Origin of the sequence: Massilia niabensis (assembly GCF_042655085.1) — a bacterium.
GTDB lineage: Bacteria > Pseudomonadota > Gammaproteobacteria > Burkholderiales > Burkholderiaceae_D > Telluria > Telluria niabensis.
In genome coordinates this window covers 1,188,056-1,211,804 of sequence record NZ_JBHSMU010000015.1, presented here as the reverse complement: position 1 = coordinate 1,211,804, position 23,749 = coordinate 1,188,056, and the positions used below count along the sequence as shown (strand labels likewise).

Annotated in this window: 26 protein-coding genes; 5 read left to right on the top strand and 21 right to left on the bottom strand. The window is 64.0% G+C overall.

Annotated features, from left to right (window positions below; all coding sequences use genetic code 11):
* Positions 1-77: 77 nt before the first annotated feature.
* Positions 78-797, top strand: coding sequence for a hypothetical protein (locus ACFPN5_RS19830; protein ID WP_379785519.1), 720 nt, complete (start codon positions 78-80; stop codon positions 795-797).
* On the opposite strand, the gene ACFPN5_RS19825 is transcribed toward ACFPN5_RS19830, so the two are convergent.
* The 10 genes from ACFPN5_RS19825 to ACFPN5_RS19780 form a co-directional block, all read right to left on the bottom strand.
* Entirely contained in the window at positions 792-2,336 is a 1,545-nt protein-coding gene (locus tag ACFPN5_RS19825; protein WP_379785518.1) for a 2-isopropylmalate synthase, read from the bottom strand. The two genes, ACFPN5_RS19830 and ACFPN5_RS19825, sit on opposite strands and share 6 nt — an antisense overlap.
* A gap of 56 nt (positions 2,337-2,392) precedes the next feature.
* Positions 2,393-3,256 (bottom strand): CDP-diacylglycerol--serine O-phosphatidyltransferase, encoded by an 864-nt coding sequence (gene pssA / locus ACFPN5_RS19820; protein ID WP_379785516.1) that lies wholly within the window; start codon positions 3,254-3,256, stop codon positions 2,393-2,395.
* A gap of 82 nt (positions 3,257-3,338) precedes the next feature.
* The gene (locus tag ACFPN5_RS19815) at positions 3,339-4,112 is read right to left on the bottom strand and encodes an SIMPL domain-containing protein (RefSeq protein ID WP_379785515.1); all 774 of its coding nucleotides are present in this window, start codon (positions 4,110-4,112) and stop codon (positions 3,339-3,341) included.
* A gap of 138 nt (positions 4,113-4,250) precedes the next feature.
* Positions 4,251-5,267: a ketol-acid reductoisomerase gene (ilvC, locus tag ACFPN5_RS19810; RefSeq protein ID WP_379785514.1), complete on the bottom strand. Its 1,017-nt coding sequence runs from the start codon at positions 5,265-5,267 to the stop codon at positions 4,251-4,253.
* A gap of 125 nt (positions 5,268-5,392) precedes the next feature.
* A complete protein-coding gene (ilvN, locus tag ACFPN5_RS19805; RefSeq protein ID WP_379785513.1) occupies positions 5,393-5,884 on the bottom strand; it encodes an acetolactate synthase small subunit in 492 nt (163 codons plus the stop codon).
* Positions 5,885-7,633, bottom strand: coding sequence for an acetolactate synthase 3 catalytic subunit (locus tag ACFPN5_RS19800; protein ID WP_379785512.1), 1,749 nt, complete (start codon positions 7,631-7,633; stop codon positions 5,885-5,887).
* 443 nt (positions 7,634-8,076) lie between these two features.
* The gene (locus tag ACFPN5_RS19795; protein WP_379785511.1) at positions 8,077-8,961 is read right to left on the bottom strand and encodes an ABC transporter permease; all 885 of its coding nucleotides are present in this window, start codon (positions 8,959-8,961) and stop codon (positions 8,077-8,079) included.
* Positions 8,958-9,797, bottom strand: a complete 840-nt coding sequence (locus ACFPN5_RS19790; RefSeq protein WP_379785510.1) for an ABC transporter ATP-binding protein — start codon at positions 9,795-9,797, stop codon at positions 8,958-8,960. The genes ACFPN5_RS19795 and ACFPN5_RS19790 overlap by 4 nt, the downstream gene beginning before the upstream one ends.
* A gap of 1 nt (position 9,798) precedes the next feature.
* The gene (locus ACFPN5_RS19785; RefSeq protein WP_379785509.1) at positions 9,799-10,818 is read right to left on the bottom strand and encodes an ABC transporter substrate-binding protein; all 1,020 of its coding nucleotides are present in this window, start codon (positions 10,816-10,818) and stop codon (positions 9,799-9,801) included.
* Positions 10,819-10,831: 13 nt separating this feature from the next.
* Positions 10,832-11,719: a TauD/TfdA dioxygenase family protein gene (locus tag ACFPN5_RS19780; protein ID WP_379785508.1), complete on the bottom strand. Its 888-nt coding sequence runs from the start codon at positions 11,717-11,719 to the stop codon at positions 10,832-10,834.
* Between the two features lie 236 nt (positions 11,720-11,955).
* Here ACFPN5_RS19780 and ACFPN5_RS19775 point away from each other — a divergent pair, with 236 nt between their 5' ends.
* From ACFPN5_RS19775 to ACFPN5_RS19760, 4 genes are read left to right on the top strand one after another with little or no spacing between them, the layout of a single operon-like run.
* A complete protein-coding gene (locus ACFPN5_RS19775) occupies positions 11,956-12,525 on the top strand; it encodes an RNA polymerase sigma factor (RefSeq protein WP_379785506.1) in 570 nt (189 codons plus the stop codon).
* A complete protein-coding gene (locus ACFPN5_RS19770) occupies positions 12,522-12,926 on the top strand; it encodes a DUF3619 family protein (protein WP_379785505.1) in 405 nt (134 codons plus the stop codon). The genes ACFPN5_RS19775 and ACFPN5_RS19770 overlap by 4 nt, the downstream gene beginning before the upstream one ends.
* Positions 12,923-13,654 (top strand): DUF3106 domain-containing protein, encoded by a 732-nt coding sequence (locus tag ACFPN5_RS19765; RefSeq protein ID WP_379785504.1) that lies wholly within the window; start codon positions 12,923-12,925, stop codon positions 13,652-13,654. Before ACFPN5_RS19770 ends, ACFPN5_RS19765 begins: the two co-directional genes overlap by 4 nt.
* Positions 13,641-14,198 carry an RDD family protein gene (locus ACFPN5_RS19760; protein WP_379785503.1) on the top strand — a complete coding sequence of 186 codons (558 nt, stop codon included), beginning with the start codon at positions 13,641-13,643 and terminating at the stop codon, positions 14,196-14,198. The genes ACFPN5_RS19765 and ACFPN5_RS19760 overlap by 14 nt, the downstream gene beginning before the upstream one ends.
* Positions 14,199-14,360: 162 nt before the next feature.
* On the opposite strand, the gene ACFPN5_RS19755 is transcribed toward ACFPN5_RS19760, so the two are convergent.
* From ACFPN5_RS19755 to ACFPN5_RS19705, 11 genes are all read right to left on the bottom strand, one after another.
* Positions 14,361-15,107: a S4 domain-containing protein gene (locus tag ACFPN5_RS19755; RefSeq protein ID WP_379785502.1), complete on the bottom strand. Its 747-nt coding sequence runs from the start codon at positions 15,105-15,107 to the stop codon at positions 14,361-14,363.
* Positions 15,107-16,138 carry a low-specificity L-threonine aldolase gene (gene ltaE / locus ACFPN5_RS19750; protein ID WP_379785501.1) on the bottom strand — a complete coding sequence of 344 codons (1,032 nt, stop codon included), beginning with the start codon at positions 16,136-16,138 and terminating at the stop codon, positions 15,107-15,109. The genes ACFPN5_RS19755 and ltaE overlap by 1 nt, the downstream gene beginning before the upstream one ends.
* A gap of 5 nt (positions 16,139-16,143) precedes the next feature.
* Complete coding sequence (locus tag ACFPN5_RS19745) at positions 16,144-17,037, bottom strand: class I SAM-dependent methyltransferase (RefSeq protein WP_379785500.1); 894 nt, start codon at positions 17,035-17,037, stop codon at positions 16,144-16,146.
* A 23-nt stretch (positions 17,038-17,060) separates the two neighbouring features.
* Positions 17,061-17,402 (bottom strand): ISC system 2Fe-2S type ferredoxin, encoded by a 342-nt coding sequence (fdx, locus tag ACFPN5_RS19740; protein WP_379785499.1) that lies wholly within the window; start codon positions 17,400-17,402, stop codon positions 17,061-17,063.
* 149 nt (positions 17,403-17,551) lie between these two features.
* Positions 17,552-19,441 carry a Fe-S protein assembly chaperone HscA gene (gene hscA, locus ACFPN5_RS19735; protein WP_379785498.1) on the bottom strand — a complete coding sequence of 630 codons (1,890 nt, stop codon included), beginning with the start codon at positions 19,439-19,441 and terminating at the stop codon, positions 17,552-17,554.
* A 105-nt stretch (positions 19,442-19,546) separates the two neighbouring features.
* A complete protein-coding gene (hscB, locus tag ACFPN5_RS19730) occupies positions 19,547-20,062 on the bottom strand; it encodes a Fe-S protein assembly co-chaperone HscB (RefSeq protein WP_379785497.1) in 516 nt (171 codons plus the stop codon).
* A 7-nt stretch (positions 20,063-20,069) separates the two neighbouring features.
* Complete coding sequence (gene iscA / locus ACFPN5_RS19725) at positions 20,070-20,393, bottom strand: iron-sulfur cluster assembly protein IscA (RefSeq protein ID WP_182989171.1); 324 nt, start codon at positions 20,391-20,393, stop codon at positions 20,070-20,072.
* 38 nt (positions 20,394-20,431) lie between these two features.
* Positions 20,432-20,821 (bottom strand): Fe-S cluster assembly scaffold IscU, encoded by a 390-nt coding sequence (iscU, locus tag ACFPN5_RS19720; RefSeq protein WP_379785496.1) that lies wholly within the window; start codon positions 20,819-20,821, stop codon positions 20,432-20,434.
* A gap of 37 nt (positions 20,822-20,858) precedes the next feature.
* A complete protein-coding gene (locus ACFPN5_RS19715) occupies positions 20,859-22,115 on the bottom strand; it encodes an IscS subfamily cysteine desulfurase (protein WP_379785495.1) in 1,257 nt (418 codons plus the stop codon).
* A gap of 130 nt (positions 22,116-22,245) precedes the next feature.
* Positions 22,246-22,722, bottom strand: coding sequence for a Fe-S cluster assembly transcriptional regulator IscR (gene iscR / locus ACFPN5_RS19710; RefSeq protein WP_379785493.1), 477 nt, complete (start codon positions 22,720-22,722; stop codon positions 22,246-22,248).
* A 210-nt stretch (positions 22,723-22,932) separates the two neighbouring features.
* Positions 22,933-23,703 (bottom strand): uracil-DNA glycosylase family protein, encoded by a 771-nt coding sequence (locus ACFPN5_RS19705; RefSeq protein WP_379785492.1) that lies wholly within the window; start codon positions 23,701-23,703, stop codon positions 22,933-22,935.
* Positions 23,704-23,749 lie beyond the last annotated feature (46 nt).

Below are 23,749 nucleotides of genomic sequence, written 5' to 3'. Positions count from 1 at the left end.
AGGCGGCGGACATCGTCCTGCGCATGCATATGCAATTGTTGACCCAAAAGTAACAACGGGCCATATACTGTTGCGATATGAATATCGCACAGTCGCCCTTGCAACAGCCGCGTTCTCTCACCGGGATCGGTATCTCGCTGGCGGTGCACCTGCTGCTGGTAGTGTTGTGGCAGGCGTCGCGGCCGCCCCTGCTCCCTGACGATACGCCGCCCGAGATGCAGTTCGTGCGCGTGCTGCCTGTGCCGGAGGCAGCCAATCGGCCGCTGGCCGCCCTGCCCGTTCCCGTCCGCCGGCCAACCGCGCCACAAGCGCAACCAGCGGCGCAAGCGGCAGCGCCTTCGGCCGACGCACCCACGGCAAGCACCACGCTCCCGGCCGAGCCAACCGATCAGCCCGCAGCCCCGGCTCCCTCGACCGCCGACCTGCTCCAGCAGGCCAAAGCCGCCGCCGGCGGCATCGACAGCGCCCTGCGCAAGGAAAACCCGCGGCGCGGCATCCAGGCGCCGATCGTGACGGCGACGATGAAGCTCGAGCGCGGCATCGCCCGTGCCGCCGAGATGGCGCCCAACAAGTGGTACGAGGCCCCGAAAGTCCATGAGGTGCTCGACCCGGGCGGCTATGGTCGCCGGCGCTACCGGGTGATCACGGCGCGCGGCACCTATTGCGTCACCTACGAATCGAACCACGGGCCGGATGGCCGCGACACGATGCGCGACGGGATCCCGCCGAAGAAGACGAACTGCGACCCTGACGAGGAGCCGGCAACTAGCCAGGACTGGAACCACAAAGGCCTATAACTGCGGATGGGCCCGCTCCACCTTCGAGTGCAGCTTGTTCAGCCCCGACAGATAGGCCTTGGCCGAGGCCACGACGATGTCCGGATCGGCGCCCACGCCATTGACGATCCGCCCCTGGCGCGACAGCCGTATCGTCACCTCGCCCTGCGACTCGGTACCGCCGCTGATCGCGTTGATCGAGAACAGGATCAATTCGGCGCCCGAGTTCGCCTGGCTTTCGATGGCGTTCACCGTGGCGTCGACCGGGCCGTCGCCGGTGCCCTCGCAGGCATGCTCCTGCCCGTCCATCGCGAACACCACCCGCGCATGGGGCAGCTCGCCCGTTTCCGAGCGCTGCGCCAGCGACACGAAGCGGAAGTATTCGCCCTCCTGCGCATGGTCGGCGGCCGAGACCAGCGCCATGATGTCCTCGTCGAAAATCTCGCTCTTGCGGTCGGCCAGTTCCTTGAAGCGGGCAAAGGCGTCGTTCACCTCCGCTTCCGATTCGAGGGCGATGCCCAGTTCCTCCAGGCGCGCCTTGAAGGCGTTGCGGCCCGAGAGTTTACCCAGCACGATCTTGTTGGCGTGCCAGCCGACGTCTTCGGCGCGCATGATCTCGTAGGTTTCGCGCGCCTTCAAAATGCCGTCCTGGTGGATGCCCGAGGCGTGGGCAAAGGCGTTCGCACCCACCACCGCCTTGTTCGGCTGCACCGCAAAGCCGGTGATCTGCGACACCATTTTCGAGGCCGGCACGATCTGCGTGGTGTCGATGCCGACCGTCAGCTTGTAGTAGTCGGCACGGGTGCGCAGCGCCATCACGACCTCTTCCAGCGCGGTATTGCCGGCGCGTTCGCCCAGGCCGTTGATCGTGCATTCGATCTGGCGCGCGCCGCCGATGGCCACGCCGGCCAGCGAATTGGCCACGGCCAGGCCCAGGTCGTTATGGCAGTGCACCGACCAGATGGCCTTGTCGGAGTTCGGCACGCGCTCGCGCAGGCGGCGAATGGTTTCGCCGAAGACTTCGGGCGTGGCATAGCCGACGGTGTCGGGGAAGTTGATGGTGGTGGCTCCCTCGGCGATCACGGCTTCCAGCACGCGGCACAGGAAATCCTCTTCCGAGCGGCTGCCGTCCTCGGGCGAGAATTCGATGTCGTCGGTGTGGTTGCGGGCGTAGCGGATGGCCTGGATCGCCTGCTCCAGCACCTGTTCCGGCTCCATGCGCAGCTTCATCTTCATGTGCAGCGGCGAGGTGGCGATGAAGGTGTGGATGCGTTTGCGGGCGGCGGGCGCCAGCGCCTCGGCGGCGCGGGCGATGTCGCGGTCGTTGGCGCGCGAAAGCGAGCAGATGGTCGATTCGCGCACCGCTTGCGAGATGGCGCGGATCGCTTCGAAGTCGCCGATCGAGGCGGCGGCGAAGCCGGCCTCGATGACATCCACCCGTAGCCGCTCCAACTGGCGCGCGATGCGCACCTTTTCGTCCTTGGTCATCGAGGCGCCGGGCGATTGCTCGCCGTCGCGCAAGGTGGTATCGAAAATGATGAGGCGGTTAGGGTCGTACATGGCAGCTCCAATCGGCGCTTGTTAATCAACGAGCGCCGTCCCGGATCTACCGGGAACTAGCGGCGCTCGGTCTCATCTGATGGATCGTCGGTCGGGATGATGCTGACCCGCTTGCCCTTGGCACGCTGGATCGCAAACACCACATAGCCCGACAATCCGTACACTACAAAAATCGGCCACAGGACCTTCGGTGGATCGATTGCCACCAGCGCGAAAGCGAGGGCAATCAGGAACACCACAATGAACGGCACCGACTTGCGGAAGTTCACGTCCTTGAAGCTATAAAACGGCACGTTCGACACCATCGTCAGGCCGGCAAACACCGCCAGGCCCCACGACACCCAATCCACCTGGCGCGCGCTGATATTGATGTCCGGATCGGTCATCATCATGATGAAGCCGACCACCAGCGCCGCCGCTGCCGGGCTGGGCAAGCCCTGGAAGAAGCGCTTGTCCACCACTTCGATGTTCGTGTTGAAGCGGGCCAGGCGCAGCGCCGCGCCGGCGCAGTAGACGAAGGCCGCGATCCAGCCCAGCTTGCCCATGCCTTTCAGCGACCATTCATACAGCACCAGCGCCGGCGCCGCACCGAAGGACACCATGTCCGACAGGCTGTCGTACTGCGCGCCGAACTCGGACTGCGTATTCGTCAGGCGCGCAATGCGCCCGTCCAGCCCGTCGAGCACCATCGCAATGAACACGGCCCAGCAGGCGTGCTCCCAGCGATGGTTCATCGCCATCACGATCGCGTAGAAACCGCAGAACAGGGCACCGGTGGTGAACGCGTTCGGCAGCAAGTAAATGCCGCGTCCGCGCGGTCCGCCCTTGTCCTCGGCCCGGCGGCCGAAGCGCTTCAGGCGGGAGAATCGTGGCGCCCGCGGAGCTCCGCCGGTTTTCTTGCGTCGTGGGAAGGTTGGCATAAGTTTCCGTATTCAAATAAAGTGCTGTTCGGCTGTTTCCGCATTATAGAGGCGGAAACAGCATGTTAGCGAACGGATACTGTTACTTGAACTTCACTTTTCCAACCAGCCGCATTTGCAGCGTCGTCTCTCCTGGTTCAAAACTCGGTTCCGGCATCTCGTCGCTCGCCTTCATGCGCGAGCCGCTCGCCTGCGCCATGCGCATTTCGGCCTGGGGCGCGTAGTTGCCCGAACCTTCGAAGTCGACCGTATCGAGCACCGCGTCGCCCGGCTGGCGCCCCATGGCGCGCGCAATGGACGCAATGCGCTCGTTCAGGTTGCGGTAGGTCTCGGCAATGCGCCGGTCATCGAGCAGCTTTTCCGTTGCCGGGCTCAGGCCGAAGTGGATGTTGTTGATCGACAGAACCTTCTGGGCGGCCGCTGCCGTCTTCGGCAGTTCCGCCAGGCTGGTCGTCTTCACCTCCAGGTACTGCCCGACACGCCAGCCGATCGGCACCGGCTTGACCGGCATCCGGCTCGCAGGTAGCGGCTGGACGGGCGGTTCCGGATAGACCGGGTAAGTGAAATACCCCTGCGTCTTCAACTCGGCTTTCGGATCGGCACGGCGCACGATCTCGGTGCCCTCCTTCATCTTGCGGTTGACGCGGGCGGCAGCTGCCACCTTGTCCTTGTCGAACTCCTCGACCGCGAAGGTCACGGTCGCCTGGTCGTTGGCATGGCGTACTTCGCCGTTGGCCGGCACGATGACGAGGGCGCCCGCCGTCGAGGCGGGCGCCGCGGTCTGCGCGCCGGCATGAGGGGTGGCAGATGCGGCCACCACCAGGCTGGCGATCAGGAACATTCTTGGAAGGGACATTGTTTTCTCCAGTTAAGCAAAGTGAATAGACTTCACTTATACGATACCGGTCCTGCAACTTCCATCGTGTTTTTGTAATGGAAAGTTGCAATATGGTCGCGCTGGAGCGCCGTGTCCCTTTCTGTGTCCCTTCCCTGCTTAGTTCTTCGACTGATCGACCAGCTTGTTCTTGGCGATCCACGGCATCATCGCGCGCAGCTTGGCACCGACTTCCTCGATCGGGTGCTCGGCGGTCAGGCGACGGCGCGAGATCAGGGTCGGGGCGCCGGCCTTGTTCTCGAGGATGAAGCTCTTCGCGTATTCGCCGGTCTGGATGTCCTTCAGGCACTGGCGCATCGCGTCCTTGGTCGCCGAGGTGACGACTTTCGGGCCGGTGACGTACTCGCCGTATTCCGCGTTGTTCGAGATCGAGTAGTTCATGTTGGCGATGCCGCCCTCGTAGATCAGGTCGACGATGAGCTTGAGCTCGTGCAGGCACTCGAAATAGGCCATCTCCGGCGCGTAGCCGGCTTCGGTCAGGGTCTCGAAACCGGCCTTGATCAGCTCGACGGCGCCGCCGCAGAGCACGGCCTGCTCGCCGAACAGGTCGGTCTCGGTCTCTTCGCGGAAGTTGGTTTCGATGATGCCGGCACGGCCGCCGCCGTTGGCCATCGCATACGACAGCGCGATATCGCGCGCCGCGCCCGACTTGTCCTGGTAGACGGCGATCAGGTGCGGCACGCCGCCGCCCTGGCGGTAGGTGCCGCGCACGGTGTGGCCCGGGGCTTTCGGCGCGATCATGATGACGTCGAGGTCGGCGCGCGGCACGACCTGGCCGTAGTGGACGTTGAAGCCGTGGGCAAAGGCCAGCACCGCGCCCTGCTTGGCGTTTGGCTCGACGTTTTCCTTGTAGACCTGGGCAATGTTCTCGTCCGGCAGCAGGATCATGATGATGTCGGCGTTCTTGACTGCCTCATCGACCTCGGCCACTTTCAGGCCGGCCTGCTCGACCTTGTTCCAGGAAGCGCCGCCGCGGCGCAGGCCGACGGTGACGTTCACGCCCGATTCGGAGAGGTTCTGCGCGTGCGCGTGGCCCTGCGAGCCGTAGCCGATGATGGCGACGTTCTTGCCTTTGACGAGGGAGAGGTCACAGTCTTTGTCGTAGAAAACTTTCATGGTCATTCCTATCTTTTTAATAATCGTTGTATGCAGGCGTTACGCGTGGGCGGCGCCAAATTTGCGTGTCATTTAATAGCGGGGTGGAGCCGACCACCCTACGTTGTATCGAAGTCAGCAGCGGGTCAGACCTTCAGGATTCGTTCGCCGCGGCCGATGCCCGAGCCGCCGGTACGCACGGTCTCGAGGATGGAAGCGCGGTCGATCGCGTCGATGAAGGCATCGAGTTTGCTCTTGGCGCCGGTCAGTTCGATCGTGTAGGTCTTTTCGGTGACGTCGATGATGCGGCCGCGGAAGATGTCGGCGGTGCGCTTGATCTCTTCGCGCTCCTTGCCGACCGCCCTCACCTTGATCAGCATGAGCTCGCGCTCGATGTGCGAGCCTTCGGTCAGGTCCACGACCTTCACCACTTCGATCAGCCGGTTCAGGTGCTTGGTGATCTGCTCGATGATGTCGTCGGAACCCGAGGTGACGATCGTCATGCGCGAGAGCGTCGCGTCTTCAGTCGGCGCCACGGTCAGGGTTTCGATGTTATAGCCGCGTGCGGAGAACAGCCCGACCACGCGCGACAGGGCGCCGGCTTCGTTCTCGAGCAGGACGGAGATGATGTGTCTCATTTACAGGTCCTCCGAGCCGAGCAGCATTTCAGACAATCCCTTGCCCGCCTTGACCATCGGCCAGACGTTCTCGCTCTGGTCGGTGATGAAGTTCATGAACACCAGCCGGTCCTTCATGGCAAAGGCTTCGCGCAGCGATCCCTCGACGTCGCCCGGCTTTTCGATGCGCATGCCGACGTGGCCATAGGCCTCGGCCAGCTTCTCGAAGTCGGGCAGCGAATCCATGTACGACTCGGAATAGCGCGAGCCATAGTCGATCTGCTGCCACTGGCGCACCATGCCCAGGAAGCGGTTGTTCAGGAGGATGATCTTCGGCGTCAGGTGGTATTGCTTGCAGGTGGCAAGCTCCTGGATGCACATCTGGATCGAGCCTTCGCCGGTGACGCAGGCCACCGTCGCGCCCGGGTTCGCCATCTGCACGCCCATCGCATACGGCAGGCCGACGCCCATCGTCCCGAGCCCGCCGGAATTGATCCAGCGGCGCGGCTTGTCGAACGGGTAGTACTGGGCGGCCCACATCTGGTGCTGGCCGACGTCCGAGGTGATGAAGGCGTCGCCGCCGGTCACTTTCCACAGCTTTTCGACGACCGATTGCGGCTTGATCAGGATGTCGGAATCCTCGTAGCGCAGGCAGTCGCGGCCGCGCCATTCGTCGACCTGTTTCCACCAGTCGCGCAGGGAGTCGGTGTTGGTGCGTGCGGCGCCCGTGGCGTCGAGCTGCACCAGGAATTCGGTCAGCACGTCTTTCACGTTGCCGACGATCGGGATGTCGACTTTCACCCGTTTCGAGATCGAGGACGGGTCGATGTCGATGTGGATGATCTTGCGTGGATGGCTGGCGAAGTGCTTCGGGTTGCCGATCACGCGGTCGTCGAAACGGGCGCCGATGGCGATCAGGACGTCGCAGTGCTGCATCGCCATGTTCGCTTCATAGGTGCCGTGCATGCCGGGCATGCCGACGAAGTGCTTGTCGCTGGAGCGCGAGCCGCCGAGGCCCATCAGCGTGTTGGTGACCGGGGCGCCGATCTTTTCGACCAAGCGGTTCAGTTCCGGCGAGGCATTGGCCAGGATCACGCCGCCGCCGGCATAGATCATCGGACGCTCGGCGCCCTGCAGCAGCTGCACCGCCTTGCGGATCTGGCCGGTGTGGCCCTTGTCCACCGGCTTGTAGGAACGCATTTCGATCTCGCGCGGATACTCGAACATGCATTTGTTGACGGTGATGTCCTTCGGGATATCGACCAGCACCGGGCCGGGACGGCCGGTACGTGCGATGAAGAAAGCCTTCTTGATCGTCGAGGCCAGATCCTTCACATCCTTGACCAGGAAGTTGTGCTTGACGACGGGGCGGGTGATGCCGACGGTGTCGCATTCCTGGAAGGCATCCTGGCCGATCGCATGGCTCGGCACCTGGCCGCTGATCACCACCATCGGAATCGAATCCATATAGGCGGTGGACAGGCCGGTGACCGCATTCGTCACGCCCGGACCGGAAGTAACGATGGCAACGCCAACGGTGTTCGAGCTGCGCGAATAGGCATCGGCCGCATGCACGGCTGCCTGCTCGTGGCGCACGAGGACGTGCTGGAATTTGTCTTGCTGGAAGATGGCGTCGTAGATATACAGCACTGCGCCGCCGGGATAGCCAAAGACGTGTTTGACGCCCTCTTCGGCCAGGCAACGTACGACAATTTCGGCGCCCGTGATGGGGCCGGCGGGACCTGACGGTCCTGATGCTTCGTTATTCATGAATCATTCCTTTCAAAACCCATTGGGCGATTGATCGGATGCTCGTTCCTAACGAAATACGGTTTGCCCCACAGCGCTCAAGCTTCCCTTCTTTCTGCGGCGACGACGAACGCCCGGATATCCATAGATACCCTTTGGAACGACGCTAAACGCAACTCGTTTGGCTGAGTGTCTGTAGCGGCTCGACGCATCTCTCGCGCTTGTGGCGCGGGTTGGAGCAAACTGCCTACAAATGAAAGCGTGTCATGCCGCACAAGCCTTGTGTGCCGGAAGGGCTGACGTTGAAGCTTCGCTGGTGCAAAGCGCAAGAAACACCTTACTGCGTTGCACCATTTTGGTCAAGATAAAATATGCAAAAGCGCAAACGCATGATTTTGGTGCGCAACCGGGCGGTAGGCCGGATGGGCTATCTTGCAGTGCAGCGATGCGCTTTGCCGTCCACCCTACCGTTCCATCCCCCAGCGCCTCACCGTCACCCGCTCCAGCGTCTGAAACACGATATTCTCCACCGCCAGGCCGATGATGATCACCGCCGCCAGTCCCGCGAACACCTTGTCGGTGAACAGTTCATTGCGGCTCTGGAAGATGAACCAGCCCAGCCCGCCCTGCCCCGATGTCGTCCCGAACACCAGCTCGGCCGCGATCAGCGTCCTCCAGGCAAACGCCCAGCCGATCTTCAGGCCCGACAGGATCGCTGGCAAGGCCGCCGGAATCAGGATCTGCAGCACGAAACGCAGCCCGCCCAGCCCATAGTTGCGACCCGCCATGCGCAGCGTGTCCGGCACCGCGCGGAAACCCGCGCTGGCGTTCAGGGTCAGCGGCCACAGTACCGAATGCATCAGCACCATGATCAGGCTGCCCTTGCCCAGGCCGAACCACAGCAGGGCCAGCGGCAGCAAGGCGATCGCCGGCAGCGGATTGAACATCGAGGTGAGGGTCTCGATCAGCTCGCGCCCGACCCGGTTCGACACCGCCAGCCAGGTCAGCAGGAAGGCCCCGAAGACGCCCATCAGGTAGCCCTGCGTCAGCACCGCGAACGACACGCTGATATAGCCGAACAGTTCGCCCGAGGCGATGCCCTCAAGCAGCGCCCGCCCCGTCTGCAAGGCGGTCGGCAGCAGCAGGTCGTTGTCGTACCAGCGCGCCAGGCCTTCCCAGAGCACGGCCAGCACCAGCAGCATGCCCGCCTTGCGCAGCCAGCCAAAACCAGCCAGCGGCCAGGCGTGCCGGGCGGCGGCCGGAACCGGCGTGGCTGAGGCAGCGGCGCCGGGCAGCGCCAGCGCCAGTTCGTATTCGGGACGAATCGAAGGATCTCGGAAAGCGTTCATGAATGCACCGCGAAAGCGTGGGGAGCGGGTTGCGGAGCCGGCGCAACGTGCGACGGGTCGAACAGCAGCCGGTGGATGCGCTCATTGGCCGCCTGGAATTCAGGACTGCCGGCGCTCTTCAAATCGAACTGGTGGCTATTGAGTTCAGCACGCACACGTCCCGGATGGGGACTGAGCAGCAGGATGCGGTTGCCCACAACCAGCGCTTCCTCGATCGAGTGGGTCACGAACAGCATCGTGAAGCCGATCTCTTCCCACAGGCTCTGCAGCTGCTCCTGCATCGTGCGCCGCGTGAGGGCGTCGAGCGCGGCGAAGGGTTCGTCCATCAGCAGGATTTCCGGCTGCATGGCCAGTGCCCGCGCGATTGCCACCCGCGCCTTCATGCCGCCCGACAGCGTGTGCGGGTAGGCGTCGGCAAAACGCGCCAGGCCCACCTTGCCGAGCCAGTGACGGGCACGCTCGCGCGCTTCAGGCTTCTTCACGCCGCCGGCCAGCAGCGGGAACATCACATTGCTTTCCACCGTCTTCCACGGCGGCAGCTGGTCGAATTCCTGGAACACGACGATGCGGTCGGGTCCCGGCGCCGTGATTGGCCGGCCGGCCAGGCGCAGGCTGCCCGCACGGGGTGTGATGAAACCGCCCACGGCTTTCAGCAGCGTCGACTTGCCGCATCCCGACGGTCCCAGCAGCACGAAGCGGTCGCCGCGATGCACCTCGAAGCTGACGTCGTCGGTGGCCCGCACGACGCCCTGCGCTCCGGTGTACTCGAGGGTCACATGCTCGGCGCGCAGGAGCGGCCCCTGGGGCGGTACGACCTGCAAAGGCAACGTACTCATATCAGCTCCCCGAGGCCAGCGCCGGATGCTCGAAGAAGTAATCCTTCCAGCTGGCCGGCTTGTTCTTGATCGCACCGACGCCGTGCAGGAACTGCGCCAGGCCCAGCGTGTTCTGCGGCGCCACCTTGAACTGCACCTTCGGGTCCTTGATCACCTTCACCAGCAAGGCGCGGTCGATGCTGTTCTTGTTCACGCGCAGATAGGCGTCGGCCGCCGCTTCCGGGTTCTTGCTGGCCAGTTGCGCCGCCTCGACCAGGGCGTCGATGAAGGCACGGTAGGTCTTCGGATTCTCCTTCACATACTTTTCAGTGGCGTACAGCACCGTGGCCGAGCTTGGTCCACCGAGCACCTGGTAGGAATCGAGCACGATCTTCGCCTTCGGGTTGCCGGCCAGCTCCTGGTCCTGGAACGGCGGATTGGCGAAGTGGGCATTGATCTCGGTACCGCCGGCAATCACCGCCGCCGCAGCATCCGGGTGTGGCACGGCTTGCGTGAGCGGGTCGAGCTTGCGGAACTGGGCGGCGCCCCACTGCTTCGCCGACGCCATCTGCAGGATGCGCGCCTGCACCGACACGGTCACGGCCGGCAGCGCGATGCGGTCTTTCGGGCTGAAATCGGCGATGGTCTTCACCGCCGGATTTGTGCTGATCAGGTAGTACGGGAAATTGCCGAGCGAGGCCACGGCGCGCACGTTCTGCTTGCCGGCGGTGCGGTCCCAGATCGTCATCAGGGGGCCGAGGCCGGCGCCCACCACGTCCACCGAGTTCGACAGCAAGGCGTCGTTCACCGCGGCGCCGCCGGATAGTTTCACCCAGTCGACATCGATCTCGACACCGTGCTTCTTGCCGTGCTTTTCGATGAGTTTCTGGTCCTGGGCGACATTCAGCAGCAGGTAGACCACGCCGAACTGCTCGGCGATGCGGATCTTGCCTTCGGCCTGGGCGGCTGGTGCGGCGGCAACCAGGGAAGCGACCGCTACTGCGGCCGCGAATTTTTTCAGATTAATTTTTAAGCTGAGCATGGATTCTCCTGGTTCAGAACGGGACATCGCCCGCGATCGTGGTGCGGTACAGCTTGCGGCGCTGGTCCGGCGGGCAGCCGGCGGCCAGGTGCATGACCGAGCGGTTATCCCAGAACACCATGTCGTGTGGCTGCCACCCGTGGCGGTAGATGAACTCCGGTTTCGTGGAATGCTCGAACAGGGCAGCCAGCAAGGCGCGGCTGCGTTCTTCGGGATAGCCATTGATGCGCGTGGTGAAGTGCTCGCTGACGAACAGCGCGCGGCGCCCGGTTTCCGGATGGGTGCGCACGACCGGCTGGAGCACCGGCACCACTTCGTCGATCTGGGCCTGGGTGAGCGCGGGCCGCCACGGGTTGAGTTTACGGAGGTCCTCGTAGCGAGCCAGGTAGCTGTGCTCGGCCCGGGCGCCCTCGACTTCCTTCTTGAGCTCGGGCGGCAGCGTGTCCCAGGCCAGGTGCTGGTTCGCAAACAGCGTGTCGCCGCCTTCGGCCGGCAGTTCCTGGGCATGCAGCATCGAGCCCAGGCTTGGCACCGCTTTATAGGACAGGTCGGAATGCCAGTAGTGGCCGGCGTCGCCGAGGCCGATCGGCTCGCCGTTCTCGCGGATGTTCGAGATCACCAGCACTTCCGGCTGCTCCGGATGCTGGAACTGGCGCAGCACATGGATCTGCAGCTCGCCGAAGCGGCGGCTGAACTCCACCTGCTGGCTTGGGGTGATGCGCACGTCGCGAAAAACGAGCACGTGGTGGTCGAGGTGGGCGCGGTGCACGCGCGCCAGATCGCCGGTGGAAAGGGGCTGGGTCAGGTCGAGCCCGAGGACTTCGGCGCCGAGCGGGGCATCGAGCGGCCGGATGTCGAAATCCTGGCGGATGCCGGTGGTGCTGTGGGTATCGAGAGGCATTTTTTCCATCATGGCTGAGTCAGAGTTGTTTTTAGATTAGCCATGCCTTTCTGCTGAGACAACGAATCATTTCGAGTATCGTCATGCAGTTTTTGTAAGCCCTGTTGATGAAACGGACAAGGCGCGGCGCACATCGCTGAGCAATTACGATGCATGTACGGTGGTTTTTTGCTAGGATTCGTGGGTTTCCATAAAGCACGGGCAACGTACCCGGGCGCACCTCCTTCCTCCATCGCATGGCGACAGACAAAGAACTCAACGACTTCCTCGAGAATGTCGAACGCCGGGCGTTCAAGCAGGCCGTGTATGCGGTGCGCAAGGACGAGGCGGCGCTCGACATCGTGCAGGATGCGATGATCAAGCTCGCCGAGAAATACGGCGACAAGCCTGCGGCGGAATTGCCGATGCTGTTCCAGCGCATCCTGCAAACGACGATCCTCGATTATTTCCGCCGCGAGAAGGTGCGCAATACCTGGGTGAGTCTGTTTTCGAACCTCGGCCGCCGCGAGGGCGAGGATGAGGACTTTGATATACTGGGTTCGTACGAATCCGAGGAAGGCTCGGCCGCTGCCGAGTCGAGCGCGGACCAGGTGGAACGGGCCCAGACCCTGCGCCTGATCGAAGCGGAGATACAAAAACTCCCGGCGCGTCAACGCGAAGCCTTCCTTATGCGTTACTGGCAGGATATGGATGTGGCCGAGACGGCCGCCGCGATGGGGTGCTCGGAGGGCAGTGTCAAAACGCATTGCTCTCGCGCTACGCATACCCTTGCCGATGCCCTGCGGGCCAAGGGAATTAAATTATGAATAACGACGACATCAACCTGGCGTACAAGCTGCGCCACGCCCTGAACGAGAACCTGGAGGCGCTGCCGGCGTCGACGACCGAGCGCCTGGCCGCGGCACGCAAACTCGCCCTGTCGCGCAAGAAAGCGGACGCCGCCCCTGCCGTCGAACGCCGCGGCCTGTGGCGCCTGTTCGATGTCGATTTCCATTTCTCCGGCACGGGCCTCGGCCGCCTGGGCGTCGCCCTGCCCCTGCTGGCGCTGGTCGTCGGGCTCGGTGGCCTGTACCAGTACGAACAGGAGCAGCGCATCGATGAGCTGGCCGAACTCGACGCGGCCATGCTGGCCGACGAGCTGCCGCTGACGGCTTACCTCGACCATGGCTTCAATGCCTACCTGGAGTCGCAACAGCGCCGCCAATGACGACACCGCACTCCAAGCCCCGCCGTGCCGGCCTGATTGCCGTCGCTGCGCTGCTGCTGGCTGCGCTGGCTGCCTGGTTTGTCTGGGAAGGCGCCAGGGACGGCGCGCAGAGCGCCGCCCCTGGCTCGTCCAGTTCCGGCGCGGCGGCCGGCATGCCCGGCAAGGGCGGTCCGCAACTGTTCCACAAACCCCTGTGGAAAGACCTGTCGGGCGCGCAGCAACTGGCGCTGCAGCCGCTGAAGGACGAGTGGGACGTGATGGAAGGCACGCGCAAGCGCAAATGGCTCGAGATGTCGCGCCGCTTCGCCTCGATGAGCCCGGCCGAGCAGGAGCGCGTGCACGAGCGCATGCGCCAGTGGGTCCGCCTCACGCCCGAGCAGCGCACGCTGGCACGCGAAAACTTCACCCGCACACGCAAGCTCGCGCCGGGCGAAAAGACCGCCAACTGGGAAAACTACAAGCAGCTCACGCCCGACCAGAAACGCCGCCTGGCGCAGACCCGCAAGAGCCCGCCAAGCGCAAGCCCGCCTGCCTCGCCGATCATCGTTGCACCGACCAGCTGCCCGCCCGGCACCACCCGCCGCGGCGCCTCCTGCATGTCGCTCCAGGCCCCGGCCAGCATCCCGAGCGCGCCGGCAATCACCCAGCCTGCCCCGGCCCCTGCCGCGCCGGCCTCCTCGACCACCCAGCCCACCGCCGCCCCAACAGCATCGAATGCAAACGGTTAAATCTACTGCGTCATCCGCGTCGCCTGCGTCACCTGCTTCTGCCCAGATCGGCACGCCGACCGTCAAACGTCGCGTGATCGCGATGGTGTACGAAGCCTTCCTCCTGACCGCCGTCGAGGCACTGGCCGTCTTCCTCTTCATTTTCCTGACCGGCAACCGCCAGGACCCGGTCTTTCGGGCGGCGCTGATGGTCTTCCTGTTCCTGGTGACAGGCGCCTATTTCGTGCACGCGTGGAGCGGCAGCGGCTTCACGCTGGCGATGAAGACCTGGCGCATCAAGGTGCTGAAGGTTGGCCACGCGAAGGTGCCCCTGAAGAACGCGGTGATCCGCTACCTGCTGGCCTGGGGCTGGGTCGCCCCGGCCCTGCTGGCCGGCGCCCTGCTCGACCTGCACCGCTTCAAGGAGTGGGTGCTGGTGCTGACGGTGGGCGCCGTAGCGTGGGGGCTAACGGCCTTCCTCGACAGGGACCGGCAGTTCTTGCATGACCGGATTGCGGGGACGAGGTTGATTGCGTTGCCGAAAGAGTCGAAACGCAAAGCGTGAGGGACGTAGGGTGGGCAGGTTGCCCGCCCACGCGTTCAACAAAAAGATGCTAATTCGCGATATGGTTTGCGCCCGTTGGTTGAACGCGTGGGCGGGACACCCACCCACCCTACGTCCCCTGCCAATTGCTCGACGGGGATGACGCCGACTCTGCTCACCCGCTCAAAACCGCTCGTACTCCGCCAGGTAGCGCCACTGCCCTTCCGGCAAGCCGCCCATTGAAATCCGCCCGACGCGCAGGCGCTTGATGTCGGTGACCTCGAGGCCGACCGCAGCGCACATGTGCTCGATCTGGCCGGGGCGCATGCCCTTGGCGGCAAAGCGCAAGCGGCCTTCGCTTTGCCAGCTGACCTTCATCGGATTGATCGGCTTGCCGCTGAACTTCAGGCCGTGGTTCAGCAGCTCCAGGCCGCCGTCCTGGATCGCGCCCGATACCTCGACCACGAACTCGTGTTCGACCCGGTCGCCATCGTCTATGAGCTTACGGGCGACGCGGAAATCTTGCGTATAGACGAGCAGGCCGCTGGCATCGGTTTCCAGGGGCGTGGCAAGCGTCAGGCGGGCCAGGTGGCGCTTCAGGAAGCGTGGCGCGCCGTGTACGCCGGCCAGCAGTGACTCTTCCTTCAGGCATTCGAGCGCGCTCGCGCCGCGGGCGCCGACGCCGGAGTTCATGCCCGATGGCTTGTGGAGCAGGATGGTGACCGGCGGCGCTTCCTCGGCACTGGCGCCCGGCAGCACGGCAACCGATTGCGCCGGCGTCACACGGGTGGCCGGGTCCTCGACCACGACGCCGTCGACGGTAACGCCGCCGCCGGCAATAAAGCGTTCCGCTTCCGCCCGCGAGCACGGCACCAGTTCGGCCACACGCTTGGCCAGGCGGATTCCCTCGCTCGAAGTTGCGTGATTCATCAGGCGCGCCAATCTTTGAAGAAGGTCTTGAATGCGGCGACAACTTTGACAACGTCGTCGCGCGAGACATCCAGGTGCGTCACCAGGCGCATGCGCGGGCCGACGGTGGCGCGGATGCCCGCGTCAGCCAATGCCTTGCGCAGCGGCTCGCAGGCCGCTGCCGGGAGGTCCATCCAGAAGATGTTGGTCTGCGGCGGCGTCACCTTCAGCACCTCGATCTCCGCCAGGCCCCGCGCCAGGTCGGCCGCATTCTCGTGGTCCTCCGCCAGACGCTGCACGTTGTACTGCAGCGCGTGCTGCCCGGCCGCCGCGATGACGCCGGCCTGGCGCATGCCGCCGCCCAGCATCTTCCGCCAGCGCTTGCCCTGCTCGATGAAGGCCTTCGGCCCCAGCAGCACGGAGCCAACCGGGGCGCCCAGGCCCTTCGACAGGCAGACCGAGACGGTATCGAAACCCTTCACCGCATCGCGCAGGCTGACGCCATTCTTGACAGCCGCATTGCAGACGCGCGCGCCGTCGAGGTGGGTGGCCAGGCCCCTGGCGTGCGCGAGCGAGGTGGCGGCCGCGATATAGTCCTGGCCGAGCACGCGCCCGCCGATCGTGTTTTCCAGCGCCAGCAGGCGGGTGCGCGCGAAGTGCATGTCGTCGGGCTTGATATAGCCTTCGATGTCGGCAAGTGCAAGCGAGCCGTCGGGCTGGTTCGCGATCGGCTGCGGCTGGATTGAACCCAGCACCGCGGCGCCGCCGCCTTCGTATTTATAGGTGTGCGCTTCCTGGCCGACCAGGTATTCGTCGCCGCGACCGCAGTGGGTCATCAGCGCGATCAGGTTCGTTTGCGTGCCGCTGGGGGCGAACATGCCTGCTTCGTAGCCGAACAGGTCGGCCGCGAAATCCTGCAGGCGGTTGACGGCCGGGTCGTCGCCGTAGACGTCGTCGCCGACCTCGGCGGCGGCCATCGCGGCGCGCATCGCTTGGGAGGGCTGAGTGACGGTGTCGCTGCGCAGGTCAATCCAGGTGTTGGTATCGCTCATGATCTTCAGTGGTCGTTTGTAAGGGCTTCTGCTTGCGCAGCATAAAAACGCTGGCCCATCTCTTCCAGTCCCAGCGTGGACAGCACTTCGGCCAGGCGCTCGCTCGGCCGGCGGCGCGGCAGGTTCTTGTAGGTCGCGACGATCAGCTCGTTCTTCATCGAGTGCTCCCAGCCCACCAGTTCGGTCACCGTCACCTGGTAGCCGTGCGCTTCCAGCTGCAGGCAGCGCAGCACGTTCGTTACCTGGCTGCCGAATTCGCGCGTGTGGATCGGGTGGCGCCAGATTTCGGTGAGCGCGCTCTTGCCCAGGTCCTTGCCCTTGTTCTTCCGCAGGAAAGAAGCCACTTCAGCCTGGCAGCACGGCACCAGCACCATGTGCTTCGCTTTTTTCTTGAGGGCGAAGTCGATGGCGTCGTCCGTGGCGGTATTACAGGCGTGCAGCGCGGTGACGATGTCGATCGTTTCCGGCAGCAGGTTCGATGTGGTGGACTCGGCCACCGACAGCGGCAGGAAGGACATGTTGGCAAAACCCAGGCGTGCGGCCAGCTCGGTCGATTTCGCAACCAGCTCTTCGCGCGTCTCGATGCCGTAGATATGCGAGGCGTCGTCCAGGCCCTTGAAGAACAGGTCGTACAGGATGAAGCCGAGGTAGGACTTGCCGGCGCCGTGGTCGACCAGAGACACGCCCTGCTTTTCGGCGCGCACGTCCTGCAGCAGCGGCTCGATGAAGTTGTACAGGTGGTAGACCTGTTTCAGCTTGCGGCGGCTGTCCTGGTTCAGTTTGCCGTCGCGCGTGAGGATGTGCAGCTCTTTCAGCAGCTCGACCGACTGGCCGGGACGGATTTCCGGCGGGAGCTCGGGTGCCGGAGCCGGCTTCTTGATGTTCTCGACGCGCTTCATGCGATGTTCAGCTCCAATATGGATCAGTGGTTCTTTTCGGCGGCGTGGTTGATCGTGTACTTCGGGATCTCGACCACGAGGTCGTCCTCGGCCACGATGGCCTGGCACGACAGGCGCGAGTTCGGCTCCAGGCCCCAGGCCTTGTCCAGCATGTCTTCTTCTTTTTCTTCCAGCTCGTTCAGCGAGTCGAAGCCTTCGCGCACGATCACGTGGCAGGTCGTGCAGGCACAGACGCGGTCGCAGGCGTGCTCGATGTCGATGTCGTTCTCTAACATGACGTCGCAGACCGATTTGCCGGCCGGGGCCTCGAGGACGGCGCCGTCGGGGCAGAAGGTTGGGTGGGGCAGGATGACGATTTGTGGCACGTTATATACCTCTTCAATTTGTTCTGAACCGTAGGGTGGACGGCTCTGCCGTCCACGCGTTCAACGGTCGTTTAATTCGTCGCGGTGGATGATATTCCCATAATTCGGGCGGTGTTGAACGCGTGGACGGGAACCCGTCCACCCTACGATCACACCTCGTCGAGCGACTTGCCCGCCAGCGCGCTGCGCACGCTCTTGTCCATGCGCCGCGCGGCGAATTCCTCGGTGCCGTCGGCCAGCGCGTGCACGGCGTCGTGCAAGGCATTCTGGCGCAGGCCCGCTTCCACGGCCGTATCGTTCGAATAGGCGATCGCGTCAACCACGCCCTGCACCAGCGCCGCCACGGAAAGCTGCTCGTCGTCGCTCAGCAAATCCTTGTCCGTAGCGAGCGCCGACTGGGTCGCCAGCAGGATGCGCTCGGCTTCGACCTGCTCTTCGCGCAGCGCGCGCATCTGCATGTCGAGCTCGGCCGAGCTGTACGAGTCCTGCAGCATGCGCGCCACCTCGTCGTCGCCCAGGCCGTAGGACGGCTTGACCGTGATCGAGGCTTCCACGCCCGAGCGCGTCTCGCGCGCCGACACCGACAGCAGCCCGTCCGCATCGACCTGGTAGGTCACGCGGATGCGCGCGGCGCCGGCCGCCATCGGCGGGATGCCGCGCAGCTCGAAACGGGCCAGCGAGCGGCAGTCCGAGACCAGTTCGCGCTCGCCCTGCACCACGTGCACGGCCAGGGCCGTTTGCCCATCCTTGAAGGTCGTGAATTCCTGCGCGCGCGCGCAGGGAATGGTGGAGTTGCGCGGGATGATCTTCTCGACCAGGCCGCCCATCGTCTCGATGCCGAGCGAGAGCGGGGTCACGTCGAGCAGCAGCCAGTCGTCGCCCGCGGCGCGGTTACCGGCCAGCAGGTTCGCCTGGATCGCGGCGCCCAGGGCGACGACCTTGTCCGGGTCGATGTTCGCGTGCGGGATGGTGTGGAAGAAGTCGGTCACCGCGCGGCGCACGGTCGGCATGCGCGTGGCGCCGCCGACCATCACCACGCCGTCGACGTCTTCGACGGACACGTCGGCGTCGCGCATGGCTTTCCTGATCGCGGTCATGGTCTTGGCGACCAGGTGCTTCGTGATCTCGGCAAAGGTGGCGGCCGTGATTTTAACTTGCACGATCTCGCCCGACTTCAGGATCGCCTCGACCGTCGTTTCGTCGTCGGTCGACAGCAGTTCCTTGGCCTGGCGCGCTTTCACCATCAGCGTGGCCGTGTCTTCTTCCGACAGCGGGGCCAGCTTGGCCTGCTCGCGGATCCAGCAGAACAGGCGGTGGTCGAAGTCGTCGCCGCCCAGGGCCGAGTCACCGCCGGTGGACAGTACTTCGAACACGCCTTTTGATAACTTCAGGATCGAGATGTCGAAGGTGCCGCCGCCGAGGTCATACACAGCGTAGACGCCTTCCGAGCCATGGTCGAGGCCATAGGCGATGGCGGCTGCGGTCGGCTCCGACAGCAGGCGCAGCACGTTCAGGCCGGCCAGCTGGGCGGCGTCCTTGGTGGCCTGGCGCTGGGCGTCGTCGAAATAGGCCGGGACGGTGATCACGGCGCCGACCAGGTCGTCGCCGAGCGAATCTTCGGCGAGCTGGCGCAGCGTGGCGAGGATCTGGGCGGAGGTTTCGACCGGGCTTTTTACGCCGGCAACCGTGTTGATCTGCACCATGCCGGGGCCATCGACGAAGTCGTAGGGCAGGTTTTCGGCGTGGGCGATGTCCTTCAGGCCGCGGCCCATGAAGCGCTTGACCGACACGACCGTGTTCTTCGGGTCGGTCGTGCGGTGGGCTTGGGCCTTGTAGCCGATGTGGGCGTTGCCGTTGGCCAGGTAACGCACGACCGATGGCAGCAGCGCGCGGCCGTCTTCATCGCTGAGCACCTCCGGGATGCCGCTACGCACGGTGGCGACGAGCGAATTGGTGGTACCCAGGTCGATGCCCACCGCCAGCCGATGCTGGTGCGGCGCGGTCGACATGCCGGGTTCGGAAATCTGCAAAAGTGCCATGTTCGTGTTACCTGGTTGTTATTTTGTGGGTACGGTGGCGGAGCGGTTCGAAACCGCCGTTGCGAGCGCAACGTCGCGACATGTCGGCGCACGCCGACGATGTTGTTAACCCTCGATCGCCTCGAACGCGTACTGTACCTCGTCCCCGAATTTATCGAGGAACATCAGTGAACGCACGCCCTGCGCCGCGGCGTCGAAATCGCCCGCGTCGAGCTGCTTGCCGACCTGGGCCAGCAGCGTCTTGCGCTCGCCGCGCACCTGCACGTCGAGTTCGTCCAATGCAGACGCATCCTTCGCCGCACGCGCGTCGCCGAGCGCTTCGCGCCACTCCATCTGCTGCATCAGGAAGGCCATCGGCATCGCCGTGTTCGATTCGGTCTGCAGGTCGACGCCGTTCAGTTCGCACAGGTATTGCGCGCGCTTTTGCGGATTCTTCAGCGTCTGGTAGGCCTCGTTCGCCCGCGTCGCCCACTGCATGGCGACGCGCTTTTCAGCATCCGTCGCATTCACGAAGCGGTCCGGGTGGACGCGGCCCTGGATCTCGCGATAGGCCGCGTCCAGCGCGTCCATATCGACCTCAAACCGGGCAGGCAGCTGGAACAGCTCGAAGTGATTCTGCATCAGCGGCTCAGATACGGAAGCTCTCGCCGCAACCGCAATTGTCCTTGACGTTCGGGTTGTTGAAGCGGAAGCCTTCGTTCAGTCCCTCGCGAGCGAAATCGAGTTCGGTGCCGTCGATGTAGGGCAGGCTTTTCGGGTCGACGAAGACCTTGACGCCGTGCGACTCGAAGACGTTGTCCTCGCTTGCAGCCTCATCGACATACTCCAGCTTGTAGGCCAGGCCGGAGCAGCCGGTGGTGCGCACGCCGAAACGCAAACCGAGGCCCTTGCCGCGACGCTCGATGTAGCGGTTGATGTGCTTCGCCGCTTTTTCGGTCAGTGTGATTGCCATGCGTTCCTCTCCAGCTGGTTTCTACTTGCTAATCTGATTTACTGCGCAGTTGCGTGCTTGGTCTTGTAGTCGGCGACGGCCGCCTTGATGGCGTCTTCGGCCAGGATCGAGCAGTGGATCTTCACCGGCGGCAGCGCCAGTTCTTCGGCGATCTGCGTGTTCTTGATGGCCAGTGCCTGGTCCAGCGTCTTGCCCTTGACCCATTCGGTCACCAGCGAGCTCGATGCGATGGCCGAACCGCAGCCATAGGTCTTGAACTTTGCGTCTTCGATCAGGCCCTGCTCGTTCACCTTGATCTGCAGCTTCATCACGTCGCCGCAGGCCGGTGCGCCGACCATGCCGGTGCCGATCGATTCGTCGCCCTTGTCGAAGGCGCCGACGTTGCGTGGATTCTCGTAATGGTCGAGTACTTTGTCCGAATATGCCATGGTAGTGCTCCTGTTCTGCTTTTGATGCGTTCTTGGATTAGTGGGCTGCCCATTGGATCGTGCTGATGTCGATCCCGTCCTTGTACATGTCCCACAGCGGCGACAGTTCGCGCAGCTTGCCGACCTTCGATTTCAGCAGATCGATAGTAAAGTCGATGTCTTCCTCGGTCGTGAAGCGGCCGATGGTAAAGCGGATCGAGCTGTGCGCCAGCTCGTCGCTGCGGCCCAGGGCGCGCAGCACGTACGACGGTTCCAGGCTGGCCGAGGTGCAGGCCGAGCCGGACGATACGGCGATGTCCTTGATCGCCATGATCAGCGACTCGCCTTCGACATAGTTGAACGAGACGTTCAGGTTGTGCGGCACGCGGTGTTCCATGTCGCCGTTGATGTAGACCTCTTCGATCTCCATCAGGCCTTTTGCCAGGCGGTCGCGCAGCGCTTTCACGCGCACCAGTTCGGCGTCCATCTCGATCTTCGCAAGACGGAAGGCTTCGCCCATGCCGGCGATCTGGTGGGTCGGCAGCGTGCCCGAACGCAGGCCGCGCTCGTGGCCGCCGCCGTGCATCTGCGCCTCGAGGCGGATGCGCGGCTTGCGACGCACGTACAGGGCGCCAACGCCCTTCGGGCCGTAGGTCTTGTGCGCCGTGAAGGTCATCAGGTCGCACTTCGTCTTTTCCAGGTCGATGTGGACCTTGCCGGTTGCCTGCGCGGCGTCGCAATGGAAGATGATGCCTTTCGAACGGCACAGTTCGCCGATCGCGTCGATCGGCTGGATCACGCCGATCTCGTTATTGACCAGCATGACCGAGACCAGGATCGTGTCCGGGCGGATCGCCGCTGCCAGCTGCTCGATCGTGATCAGACCATTGTCCTGCGGCTCGAGATAGGTCGCCTCGAAACCCTGGCGTTCCAGCTCGCGCACGGTGTCGAGCACGGCCTTGTGCTCGGTCTTGACCGTAATGATGTGCTTGCCCTTCGTTTTGTAGAAGTTGGCCGCACCCTTCAATGCCAGGTTGTTCGACTCGGTCGCGCCCGAGGTCCAGATGATTTCGCGCGGATCGGCGCCGACCAGGGCCGCAACATGGCCGCGTGCCTCTTCGATGGCGGCTTCGGCCGACCAGCCGTACATGTGGCTGCGCGAGGCGGGATTACCGAACTGCTCGCGCAGGAACGGGATCATCTTGTCGGCAACGCGGGGATCGACCGGCGTCGTGGCCGAGTAATCCATGTAGATCGGGAAATGCGGCGCAGTCACGAAGCTCTGCTCGATTTTTTTGTCCAAAGGCGCGTTCATCAGTAACTCCAGTTTTGCTCAGTTTTGTACACTAGTAGAGCGTTTGAAAAAAACTCCAGGGCAAGGCGCATCGTCGAAGACAGTACGCTAGTACGGCGAGACGAATGCAACGCCGCCATGGAGAATTTTTTCATGCGCTCGTAGCGGCGGGCGTCGTGCGGTGCACCACCACGACGTTCTGTTCTTTCTGCTTCTGCTGGTCGACCAGGTCTTGCAGGGAAACCGAGTCCAGGTAATCGACCATCTTCGAATTAAGCGTGGTCCACAGGTCGTGCGTCATGCATCGGATACCGCTGGCGGTATCGGAGCCGTGGCAGTTTTCCTTGCCACCGCACTGGGTCGCGTCCAGCGGCTCGTCGACCGCGATGATGATATCGGCCACCGTCACCTTGCTTGCGGGGCGCGCCAGGCTGTATCCGCCGCCCGGGCCGCGGATCGACTCGACGATCGCATGGCGGCGCAGCTTGCCGAACAGCTGCTCCAGGTAGGACAGCGAAATCGCCTGGCGCTGGCTGATGCCCGACAGCGTGACGGGACCATTGCCCTGGCGCAGGGCAAGATCGATCATCGCAGTGACAGCAAAACGGCCTTTGGTGGTCAGACGCATCACAACCCCGGTAATGTTAGAATATTGCTCTCGTTCACTTCTCATTCACTTTTCCCGGTCTGCGATGCTGATGCACAAAGACCGTAGTAGTTGAATGATTTAGTCAAGTATAGCAAAAACGGTGGGGTTTGTCTTGGAGGGCCCCAAAACCGCCACCCTGCCGGCTGCCGTTTTTGTGCGGTGCACACAGCGCGTATCAGCGGGCCACGTCTACCTCGCCTCCAGCAAGCGCATCGGCCCGAACAGCGCGCGCATCCCCTGGTGCTCGATGAACGACAGGTTGTACGGATGCTCGGCTGCCGCCTGCGGAAAGCGCGCCGTCTCTGGCAATTTCGCCAACTGCTCGGCGATCTTCCCCCATAGCACCAGTGTCGGCGGCGCGGCGCGTTCGCCCAGCACCGCCAGCACGGTTTGCAGGAAGGGCAGCCAGGCCCGGGCATCGATCGCCGGCGCCACGTGCTTGCGAAACACCAGCGCCGCGTTCAGCAGCAGGAAGCCTTCCCCGACCAGGTTGTCCTGCAACTGCGCCAGCGTCCGGATGGCCCCGTTAGTGCGGGCCGCGGCCGCCACCGGCGCCAGCGCCGCACCGCCCGTCGCACCCGGCTGCAATTGCCCGCTCGCCACCAGCAGCATCTTCATGAAGTTGCGCAGCGAGGTCGCCCGGTTGACCGGTTTCGACAATCCACCCTCGCTCCACAATTCGCCAACGGCGCCATCCATGAAGGAGACCCCGGTCGCACTGTCGGCGCGTGGATACGGCCCCTCCCCCACCAGCACGTAGCGCACCTTCTCTAGCGGCTGGGCAAATGCGGCGAACAGGCGGCCCTGGGTCGGCAAATAATCATCGACGGCGAGCGCCGGCAGGTAGCCCGGACTGGCCTGCGCGACCGCTTCCAGGCCACGCACCAGGTGCGGCCGCCAGGATGGATCGGCAAGGGCCAGCATGTCGAGAAATGAGTCGGGTACGGTCGGATTGGTCATGGCGGGCGGCGAAAAAAAAGAAGCGGATTGTACCTTTGCACGGTCC